We start from the raw sequence: 21,050 nt of genomic DNA, 5'->3' as shown, positions 1-21,050 counted from the left end.
TTACTATGCTTGAGCGGCCAGTTCGGCCTTAGCTTTCTTCAACATGGCGTCGAGATCCTCGGAGGCATCCGAAGGAACCTTGCGGACCTCGAACTTGACGCCCTTGGCCTTGAGGGCCTCGAGGGTCTTAACGTCGTCATCGCCCATAGCGACGGCGTTGGTGACGACGACCTTGCCCTTGGAGTGAGCCATGGAACCGATGTTGACTTCCTTGATGTCGACGCCGGCCTCGATGGCCTTGAGCAGATCCTGCGGGTTCTCGAAGAGCAGCATGGCCTTGGTGTCACCAAAACGCGTGTCCTTGACGACCTCGGCCATCTTCTTGATGGGAACGACGTTGGCATGGACTCCCGGAGGGGCAGCCTGCTCGATCATGGTCTTGCGGAGCTCGTCGTGAGCAACGCCGTCGGAAACCACGATGATGCGGTTGGGGTTGATCTGCTTGGTCCACGTGGTGGCCACCTGACCATGAAGCAGACGGGTGTCGATACGGACGTGGGCGATCTTGATGTGCCCATCGCCGATGACCGTTCCCGGAGGGATGGCACCTGCAGGAGCAGCGGCGGCTGCAGCCGGCTTCTTCTCCTCGGGCTCCAGAGACTCGGGCTTGACGCGCACGCCAGCCTTAGCCTCAGTCACGAGATGTTTTGCGATCGCATGTGCAGTGTTCTTTGCGTCAAAGCGCTGCGAATATGCCTCGATGAGCATAGGCAGGTTGACACCGGTGACGATAGCCCAGGAATCGTGGCCCTCGATGAGCCCGCTGATCTGGTTGAACGGCGTGCCGCCCCACAGATCAACGAGGAAGAGCACCTGCTCCTGGTCCTCGAAGGAAGCGACTGCTTCCTCGACCTTGGCACGGAAGTCGTCGGGGCCCATGCTCGGCTCGAGCGAGACCACGGCAACAGACGGCTGATCGCCAAAGACCATCGAGCCCGTCTGCTTGATTCCAGCTGCCAAGTCCCCGTGGCTAGCAAGAACAATACTTACCATCACATAACCTCCTTTTTGTCTACGTATTTCCTACACGACATGAAAGGAGTATAGCTGTTTGGTTTGTGGAATTATAGCTAAATCCGCAAAAGGTTGGATTATTTGTTTAAACGTCTAGGTTTGTTACAAGTTGATTACGTTACTGCTTTTTGACTCATTACACGACAAGGCGTCGCTCATCAAGCCATGCATTTTACAGATACAAGCAGGCTGTTCATTAATATTGATTTTAGGCAAGCGCGAATGCGCTTGTACTGCCGCTATTTTGTTTAAACAGACATGGCTTGACTATTTTCGTGACTTATGGTCTATGAAACCACTCAAAATAGTTGCGGTGGAATAGTTCTTGTTTAAGAGCCAGAAGGCTGGATTTAGGAACTATTTCACCGCAACTTATAGGGGATCCTAGACGATGTGGAGGGGGTTGGCGGCGTCGACGGCGTCGGGGGCGTCGGAGAGGCCGTCAGGAGCAGCGTCTGCCGGATCCTCGTCGGGGGTCTCGATCTGCTTGATCATGACCTCTTGGCCCTGCAGCAGGTATGTCTCGCCGCTACCGCAATGGGGGCAGGTCTTGCCATGCTCGACCGTCGCGTAGTCGCGGCCGCATACCTCGCAATGCGTCACGGCCTCGACGGGCTCCACGATAAGCTCCGCGCCCTCGGTGATGGGCTTTTTATCTGCAGCCCAGCGCCAAGCGTCGAGCAGCAAGTCGGGAACGACGCCCGAGACCTCGCCCAACAGCAACGTCACGCTCGAAACGCGACTCACGCCATTGGCGCGCGCCACGTTCTCAACATCGCGAATGATGTGGTAAACGATCCCCAATTCATGCACTTTTTCTTCCGCCGTTCCCGTTATGGCTACTTACTTGCGACCAAATTTGATCTTGATGGCGCGCTTTAAAGCATACTTGCCCAGGCTTGGGAGCTTTTGCTCGTATTTGACCATCGTTGAGCACTCGGGGCGGTCGCGATCCAGATGGATAGCGTCAAACGCGCACTTGGTGGTGCACAGGCCGCAGCCGATGCACTTGTTGGGGTCGACGATCGAGGCGCCGCAGCCCAGGCAGCGGGCGGTCTCGGCGCGCACCTGCTCCTCGGTAAAGGTCTCAACATACTCGCTAAACGGCGCAGCCTTCTCGCGTTCGCGGTCCACATGCGCAACCTCGCGGCTCGCGTTGTCGTAGCTCTCGAGCACAACGTCGTCGCGGTCGAGCGCGGTGTAGCGGCGCTGATTGCGGCCGATAGTGAGCGTGGATCCCGGCTGCACAAAGCGATGGATGGACACGGCGGCCTCGTGGCCGGCGGCGATAGCGTCGATGGCAAAGCTGGGGCCGGTGTAGACGTCGCCGCCCACAAAGATGTCTGGCTCGGCGGTCTGGTAGGTCTGGGGATCGGCAAGGGCACCCTGGCCGCGGCCGAGCTCCACTTTGGAGCCAGCCAGCAGGTCGCCCCACACAATGGACTGGCCAATCGACATGACGACACGGTCGGCATCGACACGGCGCAGGTCGTTCTCGTCGTACTCGGGCGCAAAACGGCCCTCGTCGTCAAAGACACGCGTGCAGCGCTTGAAGGTGACACCGCACACACGACCGGCCTCGTCCAGGTGAATCTCCTTGGGGCCCCAGCCGCAGCTGATGTGCGCGCCGTCCTCAACGGCCTCGCGACGTTCTTCCTCGCTGGCGGGCATCTGGGCCTCGCTCTCCAGGCAGAACATCTCAACGTGCTCAGAGCCCAGACGGCAGGCGTTGCGGGCAACGTCGATGGCCACGTTGCCGCCGCCCACCACAATGGTGCTGCCGGACAGGGTATCGATCTTGCCGCTGTTAACCTCGCGAAGGAAGTCGACGGCCACGGTCACGTCCTCGGCATCCTCGCCCGGAATGCCGGCAAGGCGGCCGCCCTGGCAGCCAATGGCAACGTAGAAGGCCTTAAAGCCCTGCGCGCGCAGCTCGTCGAGCGTCACGTCACGACCGACCTCCACGCCATAGCGAAACTCGGCACCCATCAGGCGAATGATCTCGACCTCGGCCTCAATGACGTCCTTCTGCAGCTTAAAGCTGGGAATGCCATAGGTGAGCATGCCGCCCGGGCGCTCGTTTTTCTCGAAGACGATGGGCTTGTAGCCCTTCTCGGCCAGATAGAAAGCGCAGGACAGGCCGGCCGGACCGGCACCGATGATGGCGATCTTCTGATCAAAGCCGCCAGCGCGCGTCGGCGTCACCACGGGCGGGACGTAGCGGGTCGCGGCATCCAGATCGCGCTGGGCGATGAACTTCTTGACCTCGTCGATGGCCACGGCGGCGTCCACACGGCCGCGGGTGCAGGCGTCCTCGCAGCGGCGGTTGCACACACGGCCGCAGATAGCGGGCAGCGGGTTCTCGCGCTTAATGAGTGCCAGCGCCTCGTCATAGCGACCCTGAGCCGCGAGCTTCAAATAGCCCTGAACGGCAACGTGCGCGGGGCAGGCCGTCTTGCAGGGAGCGGTGCCGGACTCATGCGTCTCGATGCGGTTGTCGTTGCGGTAGTTGGGCGACCACTTGGTGTGGTCCCACTTGGTGGCATCGGGCAGCTCCTGGCGCGGATACTCGGGCACCTGTCCGCCGGCCTTTTTGCTGCAGAGCTTCTGGCCCAGCTTGGCGGCGCCGGCCGGACACACCTCGACGCAGCGACCGCAGGCCACGCACTTGTCCTTCTCGACCTTGGCGACATAGGCCGAGCGCGACAGGTTGGGCGTGTTGAACAGCTGCGAGGTGCGCAGGGCGTAGCACACGTTGACGTTACAGTTGCAGATGGCGAAGATCTTGTTCTCGCCGTCGATATTAGTGATCTGGTGCACAAAGCCGTTGTCCTCGGCCTGGCGCAAGATGTCGTAAACCTCGTCGCGGGTCACGTAATGGCCACGATCGGTCTCAACCACGTAGTCGGCCATATCGCCCACGGCGATGCACCAATCGGCCGGGTCGTCGGCGCAGCCCTCACCCATCACGCGACGGCTCGCGCGGCAGCTGCAGGTGCTGGCGGCATATTTGCCATCGTATTTGTCGAGCCAATGCTCGATATGCTCGATCGGCACCGAGGTGCTCGCGGCGTCGATGGCCTTCTCGACCGGAATGACGTGCATGCCGATGCCGGCGCCTCCGGGCGGCACCATCGGCGTGGCCTTGGACAGCGGTCCCTTGGACGCCTGCTCAAAGAACTTGGCATAGACCGGGTGCTCCTCGAGCTGGCTCACGCGCATGTTGAGGAACTCGGCAGAACCCGGCACCAGCATGGGCAACACCCATTGCTTGGCGCGCTCGGGGTTTTCCCAGTTGTACTCGAGCAGACCCGTGTAGCTCATGTCGTCGAGCATCTTCTCGATCTGGGTCTCGGGCATGCCGGTGAGCTTGGCCATCTCGGGCAGCGTATAGGGACGGCGCATCTTCATCTTGCAGAGCACTTCGGCCTGCTCGTCGGTCGCGGCCTCGGCAAACGACCAGTACTCGTAGCCCAACAGCTCGTCGCGATGCAGCAGACGGTTGGTGCAGTGCTCGCACAGCTTGACGATGGCCTCGCGCGGATGCTCCGGCAGCGGCGGCACGAACTCCGAACCGATGTCGGGCTCGGTGTAGCTAATCCCCGGTCCGTTGAGAATCATAGTCGTCCCTTCTCTTGCCGCAGCCTGGCAGGCACGCAGCGCCCCTCTTTTTTTGCAGGCCGGGCATGCCCCATGCCGTTCACCCGCCATTGTTGACATTGTGTCAAAAATAGTATTGACGAACCGTCAACAATATTCAAGACTGTTAGGCGAACGGTCAGGCAAAAGAGGATGAAAGGCGGCAAAACATGGGCAACAACACAGCAGGTACCTCTGTGGTCGATGCCGTCCCCGCATCCGATAGCGCGGCAAAGCGCCTGACGGGCGACGAACGCCGTCGCGAGATCCTCGATGCCGTGCGCACCGTAAGCTCCGAGCTGGGCGTGTCCCACCTATCGGTATCGGCCGTGACCAAGCGAGCCGGCTGCACGCGTTCATTGTTCTACCACTACTTCGCCGACATGGACGCCGCCGTCACCGCTGTTATGGACGAGGCGATCGACGGCTTTATCTCCGAACTCGAGCGGTGGAACGCCGACCGCACCGTCGGTGATATCGAGGGCGCGCTCGACACCGTCGCCCCGCTCTTTAAGCGCCTGGTCGCCAGCGGCCACGAGCTGCCGAGCACGCTTACCTCGAGCAGCGGCGCGCTCTACGGCGGCTTTTTGCACAACGTGGTCCAGCGCGTGGCGCAGTATATCTGCGACACCACCGTAGTGGATTTTGTCGCCCATCATGAGCTACGCATCGACCATGTCTACGAGACGTTCTACACCCTCATCATGGGCCTTTTGATGTATATCCGCACGCACCCCGATGTGCCCGACGAAACGGTCAAGGAAATCATCGCCTCGACACTCCACATCGAGGGCTATACCGCCAAGTATCCGGAGCGCAAGCCCCAGAACTGACGACATTTGGCCAAACTGCCCGCGATCAGAAGAGGGGCCGCGGGCGTGTGAAAGGAGAGCAGCATGCTGTTCGACGTTTGGGGTAGCGATACCCTTATCCACTGGGCTGGCTGGGCCATGGTCTTTATTGGCCTGATCGTGCTCAACGAAGTCGGCCGCCGCACCAAGCTGGGCGCGGCAATCATCTTTGGCGTGGCTCCGCTGGCCATGACCATCTACTGCGTCGCCATCGCCGTGGGCGTTTCGCAGGGCGCCGAGTGGGCGCTCACCAACCCCACCCATGTGTACCAGAACAGCTGGTTCCACTACGCCAAGGTATACGCGGCGCTCGCCGGTTGCTGGGGCTTCATTGCCATTAAGTACCAGTGGGGAAAGATCGGCAAGGCGCATTGGTTCCGCGCATGGCCGTTTGTGATCGTCGCCATCAACATCATGATCGCCGTCGTATCCGACTTCGAGAGCGCCTATCACTTCTTTGTCCTGGGCGAGTCCACCTGGGTCACCTCCGAAGGTGCTACGCAGCTGGCCGGCTGGAACAACGTGTTCAACGGCATCGCCGGTATCATCAACATCTTCTGCATGACCGGTTGGTGGAGCGTCTACGCCTCCGAGGATCAGACCGACATGCTGTGGCCCGACATGACCTGGGTCTACATCATCGCCTACGATATCTGGAACTTCTGCTACACCTACAACTGCCTGCCCACCCACTCCTGGTTCTGCGGCTTTGCGCTGCTGCTGGCGCCCACCGTCGCCGCCTTTATCTGGAACAAGGGCGGCTGGATCCAGAACCGCGCCTTTACGCTGGCCATTTGGTGCATGTTTGCCCAAGTGTTCCCGTACTTCCAGGAGGAGTCCATCTTTGTGACCCACTCCACGCTCGACCCCGGCGCCGCTACCGCGGTCTCGATCGCCGCACTGGTCGCCAACGTCGCCGCGATCATCTACATCGCCTACCGTGCCAAGAAGCTCGGCCGCAATCCCTACAAGCAGGATGTCTTTGAGGGCACCAGCGATTGGGAGAAGGCTACCGCTCGCCGCGCCAAGGTGGATTACGCGCACGCCGAGTAACGTGTTGGTCGCTGTTGGCAGTTGGGCATAGGCCCGCCCGTCAGGATTTTCATCCAATGTCTCGCAGAGCCCCCGGAAAGCGTTTCGCTCGCTTTTCGGGGGCTTTTGTCGTTGCGTCTCTATTCATCTATTCAAAAACATACGCATATATAAAATCGGATTTCAAATCATGCGGCGGCTCTATGGGGTCCCGTTTTTGGGTACAGTGTTGTCCCGATATTGAGCTTGGGGGATATATGAAAGATGAGACGATGGGCCAAGAGGATGCGGCCCAAGATGCAGAAGCGTGTGCCGAGGCCCTGGAGAGCCTAGACCGGATTTCACTTGATGATGTTGCGTTTGACGATTCGAGCGTTGATGTGCAGGATGAGCCGGAAATCGAGGCGCAGCCCGATGATCAGGATACAGGCGACGTTGAGCCTGCCGAGGATGAGGCAGATCACGAAGACACCGAAAGCGAGGCCGACGACCAGCCCGGATCCGACACGAGCGAGGAAACCATCTTGCTCGACAACTTGCCGGCCGAAGATTCGCTGACCCGCGAGCTCCCTGGCTTAGGCTCTGCGCCTGCCGTGGACGAGACCATCGCCATGGGCGATATTCCCCTACCGTCCGTTCCTTCGGCACGCGAAGCCGAGGTTCGTCACCGTAAGATGTCGCCCAAGCGCCGCAACCTGATGGTGGCAGGCGTCGTAGCCGTCGCGCTTGTCGCCGGCGGCGCAGGCTATGCCGCTTGGAATGGATACCGGCAAGAGCAGGCCGCCGTGGTTGCCGCAAACGCCCATACCATGATGTCGGTGCAAATTGGCGTACATGCCGCGGGGCTCGACTGCTCAACTGGCTCCAAGATTCCCGTGCAGGTGAGCGGTCAGGATTCCGACGGTTCTTCCGTGAGCGAAACGCTCTACGTTGACGAGCACGGTCGCGGCATTAAGCTGCTGCCCGGCGATTACACGTTCTCCATCGCCGCCTCCCCCATCGCGGCCGACGGCACCATCTACACCGTCCCGACCACCAAGGCCCAGGTTACGGTCAAGAATGACGGGCAGGATCTGCGCGCTCAAGCCACCTTTAAGCTTAAGGTGCCCTCAGCCGACACGGTGACCGACGACCAGATCGATGCCGCCGCCAAGTACGCCGAAGAAGGCGGCGCGAGCTCTGCCGCCGCGGCAAAGATACTCCAGCAGGCGGCAATTACGCGCCGCGATGCCGCCGCCAACGCCGTAAGCGCAAGCGAGGCTCAGTCCGCCCGCGATGCCGACGCTCGGCACAAGGCGACGAACCTGTATCAGCTCGATATTCCGGTTGAGTGGTATGGCAAGGTCGCAACCTGGCAGAACGGCAACACGCTGTGCATTTATCTGGACGGCGACACCAACACACCGCTCGTGACGCTCGTCGCGGTGCGCGATGGCGAGACCTTTACGCCCGACGACGGCGATACGGTTTTGGGCACGGTCAGCCTAGGCAACGGCTACACCGTCTACGCCAGCGGCCCTGTCTATCCGTACGTGATTCCGCAAACCGTTAATGGGCACACGCAGAACCCCGTGTCGACCTACCCCATGGATACGGCGATTGAGCTTGTCGAGCTCACGACCGGCAACCGCTACACATACAGCCAGATCAAAAACGACCTGGTCGGTAAAGACGGCAAGGCCGACGCCGCGACCAAACTCGAGACCGACTACCTCGCCCAGATTCTCCTGCCGAGCATCAAAGCCCAGGACTAGCTGGCCCGAAGACAGCCGCCCAACACCCCATCCCTAACGCAGTTGCGGTGAAATAGGGACTGTTTTTGCTGGTCAAACCGCAAAACAATCCCTATTTCACCGCAACTTATTGGTGGCCTTTTGGGTGGCACTCAGCGCCACGGATCGGCTTCGAACAGCGGCTCGCGCTCGGGGCGGCGATCGCTGTAGGGATCGTAGCCGTCGTCGTCCTCGTTCTCGGCACGGATGTAGGGGTCGCGCGGCTTGGGTGCCGGCTTAGGCACAGGCTTGGGTGCGGCGGGTGCGGCATCGGTCGCCGGCGCACTTGTCTTGATTTCGTCTTTCATCTGCATAGCTCCTTGCATCGCATCCGTTCAACATTATCGATTGTCGCACGAAAAAGGGCGGCGGACCCAATTGGATCCGCCGCCCTTGGCGTTTAGAGACGGCTGGCAGATTTTAAGGCATGTCCCATAAATCTACTCGGCGTCGGGGACCTCGTAGGTGGCCGCCGGCGTGTTGTCGCACACGACGGTAAAGCCGCCGTCCTTGTCGGCATCGACCGTCACCTGATCGCCCTCGCGCACCGTGCCGTCGATGATAGCGACGGCGATGGCATCCACGACCTCGCGCTGAACCAGACGCTTGAGCGGACGGGCGCCAAAGACCGGGTCCAGGCCGCCCACGGCGAGCATCTGCTTGGCCGCCGGGGTGATGGCAAGCGTCATGCGCTCCTTGGCCAGACGCGCGCGGACGTCGGCGAGCTGGATGTCGACGATCTTCTCGATCTGCGCCATACCGAGCGGATGGAACACCACGATATCGTCGATACGGTTGAGGAACTCGGGGCGGAAGGTTTGAGCCATGGCAGCGTCGACCTGATGGCGCATCTCCTCCTCGTCCTTACCGGACAGATCGGCGATGGCCTTGGAGCCCACGTTGGACGTCATGATGATAATCGTGTTCTTGAAGGACACCTGGCGACCCTGGCCATCGGTCAGACGACCGTCATCAAGCACCTGCAACAGCACGTTAAAGACATCCGGATGAGCCTTCTCCATCTCGTCGAGCAAGATCACAGAGTACGGACGACGGCGCACGGCCTCGGTGAGCTGACCGCCCTCGTCGTAGCCCACGTATCCCGGGGGCGCACCAATCAGACGCTGGACGCTGAACTTCTCCATATACTCGGACATGTCGATACGCACGAGCGCGCGCTCGTCATCGAACAGGCACTCGGCCAGCGCCTTGGCGAGCTCGGTCTTGCCCACGCCGGTGGGGCCCAGGAAGAAGAAGCTGCCGATGGGCTTGTCCGGATCGGAGAGACCCGCACGGCTGCGGCGCACGGCCGCGGCAACGGCGGAGACGGCCTCATCCTGACCGATGACGCGCTTATGCAGCTCGCCCTCCAAGCCCTTCAGCTTGTCGAGCTCGCCCTGCATCATCTTGGACACGGGCACGCCGGTCCAGGCACTCACGACCTCGGCGATCTCATCAGAGGTCACCTGTTCGTTGAGGCCCTCGCCGTCCTGCTGCTTTTGTGCCTCGAGCGCAGCCTCGGAATCCTGAATCTGCTGCTGCAGGCCCGGAATCACGGAGTAGCGCAGCTCGGACGCACGGCCCAGGTCGCCATTGCGCGTCGCGCGCTCCTCTTCGCTCTTGGCCTCGTCGAGCTGTCCCTTGAGCTCTTGCACGTGGTCGATGGCGTTCTTCTGGTTGAGCCAGCCGGCCTTTTGCACGTTGAGTTTTTCCTGGACCTCGGCAATCTCCTGGCGCAGGGCCTCCAGACGCTCCTTGGAGGCGTCATCGGTCTCTTTCATGAGCGCCTGTTCCTCGATCTGCAGCTGAGTGAGCTGACGCGTGGTGGCGTCGATCTCGACCGGCATGCTGTCGAGTTCCATGCGCAGGCGGCTTGCCGCCTCATCGACCAAATCGATGGCCTTGTCGGGCAGGAAGCGGTCGGCGATGTAGCGATCGGAGAGGTCGGCAGCTGCCACGAGCGCGCTATCGGTGATATGCACACCGTGGAAGATCTCGTACTTCTCCTTCAGACCACGCAGGATCGAAATGGTGTCCTCGACGGTAGGCTCGCTCACCATAACGGTCTGGAAACGACGGGCGAGCGCCGCGTCCTTCTCGATGTACTTGCGGTATTCGTCGAGCGTGGTCGCGCCGATCGCGTGCAGGTCGCCACGGGCGAGCGCCGGCTTGAGGATGTTGCCGGCGTCCATGGAGCCCTCGGTGGCACCCGCGCCCACGATGGTGTGGAGCTCATCAATGAACAGGATGACCTTGCCTTCCGATTTTTGCACTTCCTTGAGCACGGCCTTCAAGCGGTCCTCAAACTCGCCGCGGTACTTGGCGCCGGCGACCAGCGCGCTCATGTCGAGCTCGATGAGGTCGCGGTCGCGCAGGGTGCTCGGTACGTCGCCGGCCACGATACGCTGGGCGATGCCCTCGACGATGGCCGTCTTGCCGACGCCCGGCTCGCCAATGAGCACGGGGTTGTTCTTGGTCCGGCGGGACAGGACCTGGATGGTACGGCGGATCTCGTCGGTACGGCCGATGACAGGGTCGAGCTTGCCGGCGCGGGCAAGGTCGCAGATGTTGCGTCCGTACTGCTCCAGCGCCTCAAACTGGGTCTTGTCCTCGGCAGACGTCACGCGGTCATCGCCACGCAGCTCCTCGTAGACCTGCTCGATGCGCTCCTTGGTCACGCCGGCGTCGCGCAACACGCGGCCGGCCTCGCCCTTGTCCTCGGCAAGTGCCATCAGCAGATGCTCGGTCACCACAAAGCTATCGCCCATCTTGGTGGCCTTCTTCTCGGCCTTTTCGATGACGCGGACGAGCTCATTGGACAGGCCCATCTGCTGACCCTCGCCCGAAACCTTGGGCGCGTGGTCGATGGCATCCTGCGTGGAACGCGCGAGCTGGGCCGGGTCGGCACCGATGCGCTCGATGATCACGGAGATATTGCGCTCGCCGGCACCGAGTAAGGCGGACAGCAGGTGAATCGGCTCCACCGCGCCAGCCTGCGCGTCGGCAGCCGTGCTCATGGCGGTCTGCAACGCCTCGCGCGACGTCATTGCTAGCTTATCGATTCTCATGGAATCACCTCTCTTGGGGCGGCCGCCCTACGGGGCGGCTTCACGTTGTTCGAGAAGTATTGTTGCCAGCTTTGTACGATCTTATACACAAATCTAAGTCTCTATATATAAGATTTTCTGAGTGATTGAGAGATAGGGAGTAGGCACGCTCGCCCGCTGCGGCCTCGTCCCCTTACTATCTCAATCTGTAACATCTAGCAACTGTTTATGGCTCCAGATGTTACAAATCAAGATGAAATGGCCAACGGCGCCCGTTTGTCTCAATCTGTAACATCTACTCGGCAAATAGAGCTCCATCTGTTACAAATCGAGACGAACAGAAGACGCCCGAATCGAAAATCTAAATCTGTAACACCAAGCCCACTTTTAGCGGCCAAGATGTTACAGATTAAGACAAATCGAGCCGCCACAAAGGCGCCTGTCCCCTTTGTGGCGGTTTTCGACAAAAAGAAGCCGCCCCGATAACAGAGGCGGCATCAAGCAAGTCCATTTCTTAGCGTCCCTCAAGACCCAACGAAAACGCAGCGATGGAATCGAGAACCGACAATAGCCCGTTCGCACAGATAGAGGCAGAGATTCAAGGTCAGAGTCCGGCTTAAACGGCTTAGCTATCGCACGTCACATTGTTCTCGTCGTCCCCCTATCGTATTTATAGTGCTTATAGTGAAAATAGTGAGTTTAGTGAGAAGAGTATCGCTCAAAACTCGTGGACTCAATTATTGACCTCACGCCCAGAATGAGTGGGGCAAATATTTCTATTAGAGGTCAAATCGAAGCCCAATAGGGCCTTTTAGCCCTCTCATTCCGGGCGGTCGCTTTCTTTTGAATATTGTCGTAAGCTTGTATCATTTATCTTAATGATTGCATATTGCATGAGAGGTGCCCCACCGTAAAACGCTCCACCTATATCGGCCTGCTCGTCTTAGCGTTTGCAATTACCGCAGTCGGCGTGGGCATTATCTATCTCGCATTTCTCCCTGCCTCGGCAACGCAGGCGGCGGTTGAAACCGTAAGCTACCCCATCGAAATCCTCACCGATATCGTCAAACCCGATTCAATCACCGTCGATTTCGACGGTACGCCCGCAGCGCTTGGGGTCAGTAACTATCCCCGAATCGAACTTGGAGCCACGCGCTATACCCAAGATGAGCAGCTTATCGGCAAGGCAACCAGTTTACTCAAAGGCAAGACGTTTAAGCGATGGTACGGCGCCGCAATATATCGAGCCAAGATAGGCCAAATGAATGGCGGGTATTATTCGACCCTTGAACTCGATGCGGCAAACGGGAGCAGACTGTGCAACGTTTCATACGACCCCGGCTACGTGGACAACGAAGGGCCGGGAGTCTATATCTCGGATGGCAACGTGATCTACGTCATGGAAGGCGACCAGACGGCAGTCGTCGATTTTATGGATCGGTGTACCGAGGATGCCTACGAACAAACTTGCGAGCCCGATCCGCAGACAGCGCGCAACAGTGGCTCGGCACGCACTTGGCTATTTGACGATGAAATAACCTGGACCCCATCGAAATAAGGTCCCGCCGGGCAGGCACCTTTGTGGTGGTCCCAGTCAATTATTAGCGCCCCTCAAGACCCAACGAGAACGTCGCGGTAGCCCCTGCCACACCTTTCCCTCGGGCGACCCTCGCGAAGCGCGTGAGCACGAGGGAAAGGTGTGGCAGGGGCGTACAGCAGAGTTACTCGGCAGCGGCCTTGAACTTGTTGTAGTTGATCAGGCAGCCAGCCTTGACGATGGCACGCTCCTCTGCCGTCATATCGGCAATGTAGAGCTCAATCTGCTCGACCGCACCATCGGCGCGAACCACGTAAGCGGCGATGTCCTTCAGGTCGCCGTCGAGCGCGGCGCGGATACCCGGCACAAAGACGTAGTCGCCCACCTCAAAGCTGGGCTCGGCCTCCATCTGGAAGGGCACCATACCCCAGTTCATCACGTTGGAGCGATAGCGCTTGGTGGCGTACTCGTGGACGATGTTGGCCAGGCCGCCAATTACGCGCTGGCAGCTCGCGGCCTGCTCGCGGGCAGAACCGTCACCGGGCTTCTTGGCATAGAGCATGGAGCCGTACTCAGTCGCCTTGGCATCGGCCGCGACACCCGCGCCGGTCAGCGCCTCAAACACGCTGGCAAGCTCGGCATCGAGTGCCGCCAGGTCGCCCGCTGCCTCGCCGGCAACGCGGCGCTTTTCCACCGCGTCGACCTCCTTGGAGCGGCCCACGTAGGCGGGGTCGCGACGGCTGAGCGTAAACTCGGCCAGACCCAGCGGGTTGGAGCGGAAGGAGCTCGTCTCGCCCGAGGGAATGAGCTCGTCGGTCGTAGTGACCGGGTCCATGATCTTGGAGCACACCTTGAGCAGGATGTCGTCGCCGAGAGGCTCCATCGCGGGCCACGGCTTGATGTTGGGGCCCTCGACCAGCTCGTCGGCCGGCTCAGCCTTGCCAAAGCCCCAGTACACGCGCTTCTTGTACGGCGCGTCGTCAAAGGTGTACTCGCAGGCCTCGTCCCAAGTCTCCTCGGGCAGGTCGGTCGCCGGCGTCAGGACGCCGCCGTTGGCAGCCGTCGCCGCAATGGAGCGGGCGTCCATCAGGGCCACGGCGCTCAGCTGACCGTTGCCCGGCTTGGAACCCTCGCGATTGGGGAAGTTGCGCGTGGTGTGGCGGATCGAAAGGCCGTTGTTGGCAGGCGTGTCGCCGGCGCCGAAGCACGGGCCGCAGAATGCCGTGCGCACAATCGCGCCGGCCTCCATAAGGTCGTAGATGTAGCCGCGGCGTGTAAGCTCGAGTGCCACGGGCTGGCTCGTGGGATAGACCGACAGCGAGAACTCGCCGCAGCCGGTGTTAGCGCCCTTGAGCACGCGAGCAGCCTGGACCACGGAGTCGTAGTTGCCGCCCGAGCAGCCGGCGATAACGCCCTGCTGCACGTGCAGCTTGCCGTCGACGATCTTGTCGAGCAGGCTAAAGTGCGTCTTGCCCTCGCCGATCTTGGCGGCCTCGAGCTCCACCTCATGCAGGATGTCCTCGAGGTTCTCGTTGAGCTCGTCGATCTCAAAGCCGTTAGAAGGATGGAACGGCAGCGCGATCATGGGCTTGATACTCGACAGATCGACTTCGACGCAGCCGTCGTAGTAGGCAACATCGGCGGGCTTGAGCTCGCGGTAGTCCTCGCCGCGACCGTGCATGGTCAAAAACGCGTGCGTGTCCTCGTCGGTGGCCCAGATGCTCGACAGGCAGGTGGTCTCGGTAGTCATGACGTCGACGCCGTTGCGGTAGTCGGTCGTCATGCTCGCGATACCGGGGCCCACGAACTCCATAACCTTGTTCTTAACGTAACCCTTGGCAAAGACGGCACGGATGATGGCGAGCGCCACGTCGTGCGGGCCAACGCCGGGGCGCGGGGCGCCCGTGAGGTAGATGGCAACGACGCCGGGATAGGCGACATCGTAGGTGTCGCGCAGCAGCTGCTTTGCCAGCTCGCCACCGCCCTCGCCCACGGCCATGGTGCCCAGGGCACCATAGCGGGTGTGCGAGTCGGAGCCCAGGATCATCTTGCCACAGCCGGCGAAATTCTCGCGCATAAAGGAGTGAATGACGGCAATGTGCGGCGGGACGAAAATGCCGCCGTACTTCTTAGCAGCCGAGAGGCCAAAGACGTGGTCGTCCTCGTTGATGGTGCCGCCCACGGCACACAGCGAGTTATGGCAGTTGGTAAGCACGTAAGGCAGCGGGAACTGCTCCATACCCGAGGCACGCGCCGTCTGGATGATGCCGACAAAGGTGATGTCGTGGCTCGCCATGGCGTCGAAGCGAATCTTGAGCGCCTCGGGATTGCCGGACGTATTGTGTGCCTGGAGAATCGAATACGCGATGGTGCCGCGCTTGGCATCCTCGGGCGTCTGCGTAATACCGCGCTCGGCAGCCTCGGCCACAGGCACAACCTCGCTGCCGTTACGCAGGTAGATGCCGTCCTCGTACAGCTTGACCATACTGTCTCCCACTCTGCCCAAAAGATTTGGGCGCATAGCATACATTCGTTCAATATCGTGCCATAGAACGGTTGCGAGTGGGTTACGAATCTACACGTTCACTTTATCTCGGTAAAGCAAAGGACGAGCCCGGCGAGGGCCGGCAGATTTGGTGTAAGAGTGTCCCTTCGACTAGTCATTTAAGAACGTCCCCCATGACTACCGCATCCGGAGCAAGGCAACGCCGCAGATAGAGGACGGACAGCGAAAGCCCGCCAGAGCGAGCAAGGTGCCTTGAAACAAGGCGGCATTGATCTTTTGATCATGCCGCCGAAGTTGAAAGGCAGATTGCCGCTCTGACGGGCTTGCAGCGTCAACTGGTTACGCGGGTTGGTAAACCCGCGTAACTACAAATCCCCACCGGCACCCAGCAGCTTGCGCATGACCTGTTCGGGGTTAACCGAGCCGTCGCGCGGGGCCAGGGCGGTGATCTTCTTTTGCATCTTGTACTCGTGCAGCTCGTCCTCGAGCTGGCGTACGCGGGCGCGGAGCTTCTCGTTCTCGCGTTCGCGCTCCTCGGCACGCTCCTTCATATCGAGGATGCGCACCACGCCGGCAAGGTTGATGCCCTCGTCGGTCAGCTGGTTGATGAGTTCCAGGCGCTCGATATCGGCACGCGAATACAGACGCGTGTTACCGCCCGAGCGCTGGGGGTTCACCAGTCCCTTGGACTCGTAGACGCGCAGAGTCTGCGGATGCATGCCGGTCAGCTCGGCCGCCACGCTGATCATGTACAGCGGTTTGTTCCTATTGTCCTCGGCCATGCTACCTGACCCCTTTCCGTCTCGTTATCGTCCATCATAAGCCCGCGGGCGCGGGCGTGCGCCACGACCGCCCTAGTACGTCGCCTTGTAACGGTTGACCTTCTCGCGATAGTCGCGCGTGTCGGTCTCGCGCAGCTTGGTCATGGCATCGCGCTCGTCATCGGATAGGTTCGTGGGGACCTGCACCTTGATCTCGACGAGCAGCGCGCCTGTGCGGCCACGGTGCTTAACGTCGGGCGCCCCCATTTCCTTAAAGCGGAACTTTTTGCCCGTCTGGGTACCCGCGGGCACCTTCAGACGAACCGTCGCACCGCCGGGCGTCGGCACGTCCACCGTGCAGCCGAGCGCCGCCTCATAGACCGAGACCGGTACCTCCATGGTCACGTCGGCACCTTTACGCTTAAACAGCGGATGCTCCTCCACGTGCGTGGTCACGACCAGGTCGCCGCGCTCGCCGCCGGCAACGCCATACTCGCCGCGACGCTTGTAGCGCAGCTTGCCGCCGTCGACCGCGCCCGCGGGGACCGAGACCGTAATGGTCTGCTGCTCGCCCGTCGAGGGAATACGGTAAGTGACCTTGTGCGTCACGCCGCGAAACGCGTCCTCGGCCGTCACATCAACGGTCAGCGACAGGTCGCCGCCCTTGCGAGCGCGGCTGCGACCCGCGCCGGCACCGGCAGCGCCCGCAGCCCCGGCAAAGCCCGAGCCCCAATCGCTGCCCCAGGCGCCGTTGCCGCTAAAGATGCTGTCGAAGATGTCGCCCCAGCCGCTGGCACCCGCGCCGGCACCGTAGCCTCCGCCATACGCGCCGCCCGCGCCCGGCATGCCGCCAAACATGAGCATCTGGTCGTACTCTTTGCGCTTCTTCTCGTCCGAAAGCGTCTCGTAGGCCTCGCTGATCTCCTTGAACTTGGCCTCGTCGCCGCCGGCATCGGGGTGATATTTTTGCGCGAGCTTGCGAAACGCACTCTTGATCTCTTTGTCGGAGGCGCTCTTGGATACGCCCAGGATGTCATAGAAGGTTTTGCCTGCAGCCATCGTAGCTCCTCTCCTGTTACGTCCGCCGCCCAGCGGGCGGCGGCTCATGCTTTCATATGGCACTAGGCCAGAAAGGGCCCCGGGTGTTGCCCCGGGGCCCTTCTCAATTACTCCTCGGTGCTCTCGGCCGTATCGGCCGTAGCATCCTCGGGCGCCGCTTCGGGCTCCGGTGCGGGGCGCTTCTCGCCACCGTAGGTCACCGTCACCATCGCGGAACGCAGGATGCGATCCGCCATGCGGTAGCCCTTCTGGTACACATCGTTGACGGTCTCGTCGTACTGCGATGCGTCCTCGACGCGACCCACAGCCTGATGCTCGAGCGGATCGAACGCCTCGCCCTTGGGATCGATCGGCTCAACGCCCTCGTGCGCAAACACGTCGAGCAGCTTGGCATGTACCGCGTCAACGCCATCGACGAACTGCTTAAAGTCGTCGGAAAGCTCTTGGCTGCGGGCATGGTCGATCGCGCGCTCGATATCGTCGATCACCGGCAACAGCGCGGTGACAAGCTTCTCGGTCGCGCGCTCGCGCTCGGCGATACGCTCGTTGGCGGTGCGGCGACGGAAGTTCTCCCAGTCGGCCTGCAGACGGGCGGTGCGCTCGGTGGCGTCCTTTGCCTTGTCCTCGGCGGCCTTCTGAGCCTCTGCCGCAGCATCGAGCTCATTGCGCACGTCGGCAAGCTCTTTCTGAGCCTGCTCGAACTTGAGCTTAAAGTCGTTGTCGGCGGCTTCTTCACCGGCGCGGATAGCGGCTTCCACCATCTCGTCCTCGGTCATCGTCGCCTCCTTGTTGGAATCCTCTACTTGGTTCTCGGCAGCCTCGGCGGCCGGGGCCTCGTTGGCCTCGGTAACGTCTGCGGCCTCTACGGGAATCTTCACGTCCTTCTCCTCAGAGTCAACGGGGGCGGCACCAACGGCGGCCGCCTCCGTGCGAGCTTTACGAGCGGACATGATTACTTGTCCTCGTCGTCCACAACCTCGTAGTCGGCGTCGACAACATCATCGTCGGCAGGCTGGGCGCCTGCGGCACCGTCGGTCTGCTGCTGAGCGTCGGCGTAGACAACCTGGGCCAGCTCGTAGGCCACGGACTGCAGGGACTCGCCGGCGGCCTTGATGGCCTCGACGTCAGAGCCCTCGAGCGCCTTCTTGGCGTCGGCGATAGCGGCCTCGGCCTTGGACTTCACGTCGGCGGAAACCTTGTCGCCCAGCTCGTTGAGGGTCTGCTCGGTGGAGTAGCACAGACTGTCGGTCTGGTTGCGGACCTCGACCTCTTCCTTCTGCTTCTTGTCCTCCTCGGCATGAGCCTCGGCGTCCTTGACCATACGATCGACTTCGTCGTCGGAAAGCGCGGTGGAACCGGAAATGGTGATCTGCTGCTCCTTGCCGGTGCCCTTGTCCTTAGCGGAGACCTTGACGATACCGTTGGCGTCGATGTCGAAGGTGACCTCGATCTGCGGCACGCCGCGGCGGGCAGCCGGGATGCCGGTCAGCTGGAACTTACCGAGCGACTTGTTGTCGCGGGCAAGCTCGCGCTCGCCCTGGAGCACGTTGATCTCGACGCTGGTCTGGTTGTCGGCAGCGGTGGAGTAGACCTCGGTCTTGGAGGTCGGGATCGTGGTGTTGCGGTCGATCATCTTGGTCATGATGCCGCCCATGGTCTCGACGCCCAGCGACAGCGGGGTAACGTCGAGCAGCAGGATGCCCTCGACGTCGCCGGTGAGCACGCCGCCCTGGACGGCAGCACCGTCGGCAACGACCTCGTCGGGGTTCACGGACATGTTGGGCTGCTTGCCGGTCATGGTCTTGACGAGCTCCTGGACGGCGGGCATACGGGTGGAGCCGCCGACGAGGATGACCTCGGTCAGATCGGAGAGCTTAAGCTTGGCGTCGCGCAGGGCGTTGGTGACAGGCTGCTTGCAGCGCTCGAGCAGGTCGCGGGTGATCTTCTCGAACTCGGCGCGGGTCAGCGTGTAGTTGAGGTGCAGCGGGCCGGACTGGTTCATGGTAATGAACGGCAGGTTGATGGTGGTCTGCTGGGCGGCGGAGAGCTCCTTCTTGGCGTTCTCGGCAGCCTCCTTCAGACGCTGCAGGGCCATGGGGTCCTGACGCAGGTCGACACCGTTCTCCTGCTGGAACTTATCGGCCATCCAGTCGATGACGCGCTGATCCCAGTCGTCGCCGCCCAGGTGGTTGTCGCCCGAGGTGGACAGAACCTCAAACACGCCGTCGGCGAGGTCGAGGATGGAGACGTCGAAGGTGCCGCCGCCCAGGTCGAAGACCAGGATGCGCTGGTCGGTGCCCTGCTTGTCCAGGCCATAGGCAAGAGCAGCAGCGGTCGGCTCGTTGACGATACGCTTGACGTTGAGGCCGGCGATCTTACCGGCGTCCTTGGTGGCCTGACGCTGGGCGTCGTTGAAGTAGGCCGGGACGGTGATGACGGCGTCGGTGACGGTCTCGCCCAGATACTTCTCGGCGTCGGCCTTCATCTTGGCGAGCGTCATGGCGCTCACCTGCTCAGCGGTGTAATCCTTGCCCTCGATGTCGACGACGGCACGGCCACCCTGGCCCTCCTTGACCTCATACGGCACGGTCTTGATCTCGGAGGTGCACTCGGAGTACTTGCGGCCCATGAAGCGCTTGATGGAGAACACGGTGTTCTTGGGGTTGGTGACAGCCTGGTTCTTAGCGGCCTTGCCCACGACGCGGTCGCCGTCGGCACGGAAGCCCACGACAGACGGGGTGGTGCGGTCGCCCTCGGCGTTCACGATAATGGTCGGAGAACCGCCCTCGAGGACGGCCATAGCGGAGTTAGTAGTACCAAGGTCGATGCCAAGAATCTTACTCATTAGAAATTCCCTCTCTCTTTTGCGTTCGCGCCGCCTCGACGATCTGTCGCGCGGCGCTTCGGCTTGTCTTTCAGGATGTAGTGTATCCCCTTATGGGCCGGAATATACAAAATCTAAGTCAATTCATATAAGATTTCTTATTGCTGAGAGTTTAGGTTCTTAAATGCGCAGGTAGATGCGCTGAATGAGTTCTCGGCAAATCTATCGAGATCTATGTAGAGATGGCTGAGGCTTGGGTCTGGAACCCCTCGGGATGGCCCTGCGGAAAGCAAATCCCGGTTTGAGCGTGAATTCCGGGTCGCAGTTTCCGTCTGAAGGCTCAACCGGAAACCGTATCCCGTTTTGGGAGCTGATGCCGGCTCGCATTTTCCGCTAGCGGGCCTAACCGGAAACTGCAACCCGTTTTTCGACAAAATAATGGGATGCGGTTTCCGCAAGCACGCTCAATCGCCCTATATTTCAAGTCACCTTTAGCTAACATTTACGCAGCTCAACGGCCCCACCTGCGTGTTTTTTAGTAAACCTTGGCATACTCGGCGAACGGTATGAAGATGCCGGTCAGAGGGTATTGCAAACGGTCGCTCCCGTGGTATGTTTTTGCCCGAATCAAACCGGCGCGCATCGCCTGTAGCGTCGGTCAACAGAGAGGAAACTACCATGGCTCATCCCGTAATTGATGCCGACGAGTGCATCGCTTGTGGCGTTTGCGTCGACTCCTGCCCCGCTGGCGTCCTGGAGCTCCAGGACGTCGCTACCGTCGCTGACGAGGACTCCTGCGTCGCCTGTGGCGCTTGCCAGGACGCTTGCCCCGCTGGCGCGATCACCGAGATCGTCGAGGAGTAACAACTCCCCCACCTGCACACTCAAAAGTACACCGTGCACAAAAAAGGAGGCCTCCGCATCGCCGCGGAGGCCTCCTTTTGCATGTGTGGGCAGCTAATTTGGAGCGGGACCCTTGGCAGTTGCGGTGGAATAGTTCCTGTTTTA

Annotated in this window: 15 protein-coding genes; 5 read left to right on the top strand and 10 right to left on the bottom strand. The window is 61.0% G+C overall.

Annotated features, from left to right (window positions below; translation table 11 throughout):
- Positions 1-3: 3 nt before the first annotated feature.
- The 3 genes from AAAX75_RS03190 to AAAX75_RS03180 form a co-directional block, all read right to left on the bottom strand.
- Positions 4-993, bottom strand: coding sequence for a PTS sugar transporter subunit IIB (locus AAAX75_RS03190; protein ID WP_195246705.1), 990 nt, complete (start codon positions 991-993; stop codon positions 4-6).
- 405 nt (positions 994-1,398) lie between these two features.
- Positions 1,399-1,827, bottom strand: coding sequence for a hydrogenase maturation nickel metallochaperone HypA (locus AAAX75_RS03185; protein ID WP_349091071.1), 429 nt, complete (start codon positions 1,825-1,827; stop codon positions 1,399-1,401).
- A 30-nt stretch (positions 1,828-1,857) separates the two neighbouring features.
- Positions 1,858-4,635, bottom strand: a complete 2,778-nt coding sequence (locus tag AAAX75_RS03180) for an FAD-dependent oxidoreductase (RefSeq protein ID WP_349091070.1) — start codon at positions 4,633-4,635, stop codon at positions 1,858-1,860.
- Between the two features lie 188 nt (positions 4,636-4,823).
- Between AAAX75_RS03180 and AAAX75_RS03175 the strand changes: the two genes are divergently transcribed.
- From AAAX75_RS03175 to AAAX75_RS03165, 3 genes are all read left to right on the top strand, one after another.
- Complete coding sequence (locus AAAX75_RS03175; RefSeq protein ID WP_138340865.1) at positions 4,824-5,486, top strand: TetR/AcrR family transcriptional regulator; 663 nt, start codon at positions 4,824-4,826, stop codon at positions 5,484-5,486.
- A gap of 63 nt (positions 5,487-5,549) precedes the next feature.
- A complete protein-coding gene (locus AAAX75_RS03170; protein ID WP_118205874.1) occupies positions 5,550-6,557 on the top strand; it encodes a DUF5692 family protein in 1,008 nt (335 codons plus the stop codon).
- A 236-nt stretch (positions 6,558-6,793) separates the two neighbouring features.
- Positions 6,794-8,290, top strand: coding sequence for a hypothetical protein (locus AAAX75_RS03165; RefSeq protein ID WP_349091068.1), 1,497 nt, complete (start codon positions 6,794-6,796; stop codon positions 8,288-8,290).
- A gap of 131 nt (positions 8,291-8,421) precedes the next feature.
- Here the strand turns inward: AAAX75_RS03165 and AAAX75_RS03160 are convergent, their stop codons facing one another.
- A complete protein-coding gene (locus AAAX75_RS03160; RefSeq protein WP_226790497.1) occupies positions 8,422-8,616 on the bottom strand; it encodes a hypothetical protein in 195 nt (64 codons plus the stop codon).
- A gap of 132 nt (positions 8,617-8,748) precedes the next feature.
- Positions 8,749-11,376, bottom strand: a complete 2,628-nt coding sequence (gene clpB, locus AAAX75_RS03155) for an ATP-dependent chaperone ClpB (RefSeq protein WP_349091066.1) — start codon at positions 11,374-11,376, stop codon at positions 8,749-8,751.
- Between the two features lie 868 nt (positions 11,377-12,244).
- Between clpB and AAAX75_RS03150 the strand changes: the two genes are divergently transcribed.
- Positions 12,245-12,913: a hypothetical protein gene (locus tag AAAX75_RS03150; RefSeq protein WP_349091064.1), complete on the top strand. Its 669-nt coding sequence runs from the start codon at positions 12,245-12,247 to the stop codon at positions 12,911-12,913.
- 163 nt (positions 12,914-13,076) lie between these two features.
- Here AAAX75_RS03150 and AAAX75_RS03145 read toward each other — a convergent pair whose 3' ends face one another.
- The 5 genes from AAAX75_RS03145 to dnaK form a co-directional block, all read right to left on the bottom strand.
- Positions 13,077-15,377 carry a hydratase gene (locus AAAX75_RS03145; protein ID WP_349091063.1) on the bottom strand — a complete coding sequence of 767 codons (2,301 nt, stop codon included), beginning with the start codon at positions 15,375-15,377 and terminating at the stop codon, positions 13,077-13,079.
- Between the two features lie 386 nt (positions 15,378-15,763).
- Positions 15,764-16,180, bottom strand: coding sequence for a helix-turn-helix transcriptional regulator (locus tag AAAX75_RS03140; RefSeq protein ID WP_006235210.1), 417 nt, complete (start codon positions 16,178-16,180; stop codon positions 15,764-15,766).
- A 72-nt stretch (positions 16,181-16,252) separates the two neighbouring features.
- Positions 16,253-17,218, bottom strand: a complete 966-nt coding sequence (locus AAAX75_RS03135; protein ID WP_117876925.1) for a DnaJ C-terminal domain-containing protein — start codon at positions 17,216-17,218, stop codon at positions 16,253-16,255.
- Positions 17,219-17,325: 107 nt separating this feature from the next.
- On the bottom strand, positions 17,326-18,168 hold the full coding sequence (locus AAAX75_RS03130) for a nucleotide exchange factor GrpE (RefSeq protein WP_349091062.1): 843 nt from the start codon (positions 18,166-18,168) through the stop codon (positions 17,326-17,328).
- A 2-nt stretch (positions 18,169-18,170) separates the two neighbouring features.
- The gene (gene dnaK, locus AAAX75_RS03125) at positions 18,171-20,063 is read right to left on the bottom strand and encodes a molecular chaperone DnaK (RefSeq protein ID WP_055310046.1); all 1,893 of its coding nucleotides are present in this window, start codon (positions 20,061-20,063) and stop codon (positions 18,171-18,173) included.
- A 657-nt stretch (positions 20,064-20,720) separates the two neighbouring features.
- On the opposite strand from dnaK, the gene AAAX75_RS03120 reads away from it, so the two are divergent.
- Positions 20,721-20,906: a 4Fe-4S binding protein gene (locus AAAX75_RS03120; RefSeq protein ID WP_006235216.1), complete on the top strand. Its 186-nt coding sequence runs from the start codon at positions 20,721-20,723 to the stop codon at positions 20,904-20,906.
- Positions 20,907-21,050: the final 144 nt, after the last annotated feature.

The sequence above is a fragment of the Collinsella sp. CLA-ER-H7 genome, assembly GCF_040092345.1.
Lineage (GTDB): Bacteria > Actinomycetota > Coriobacteriia > Coriobacteriales > Coriobacteriaceae > Collinsella.
Note: the sequence above shows the minus strand (reverse complement) of the source record. Positions and strands in the feature narration are given on the sequence as shown.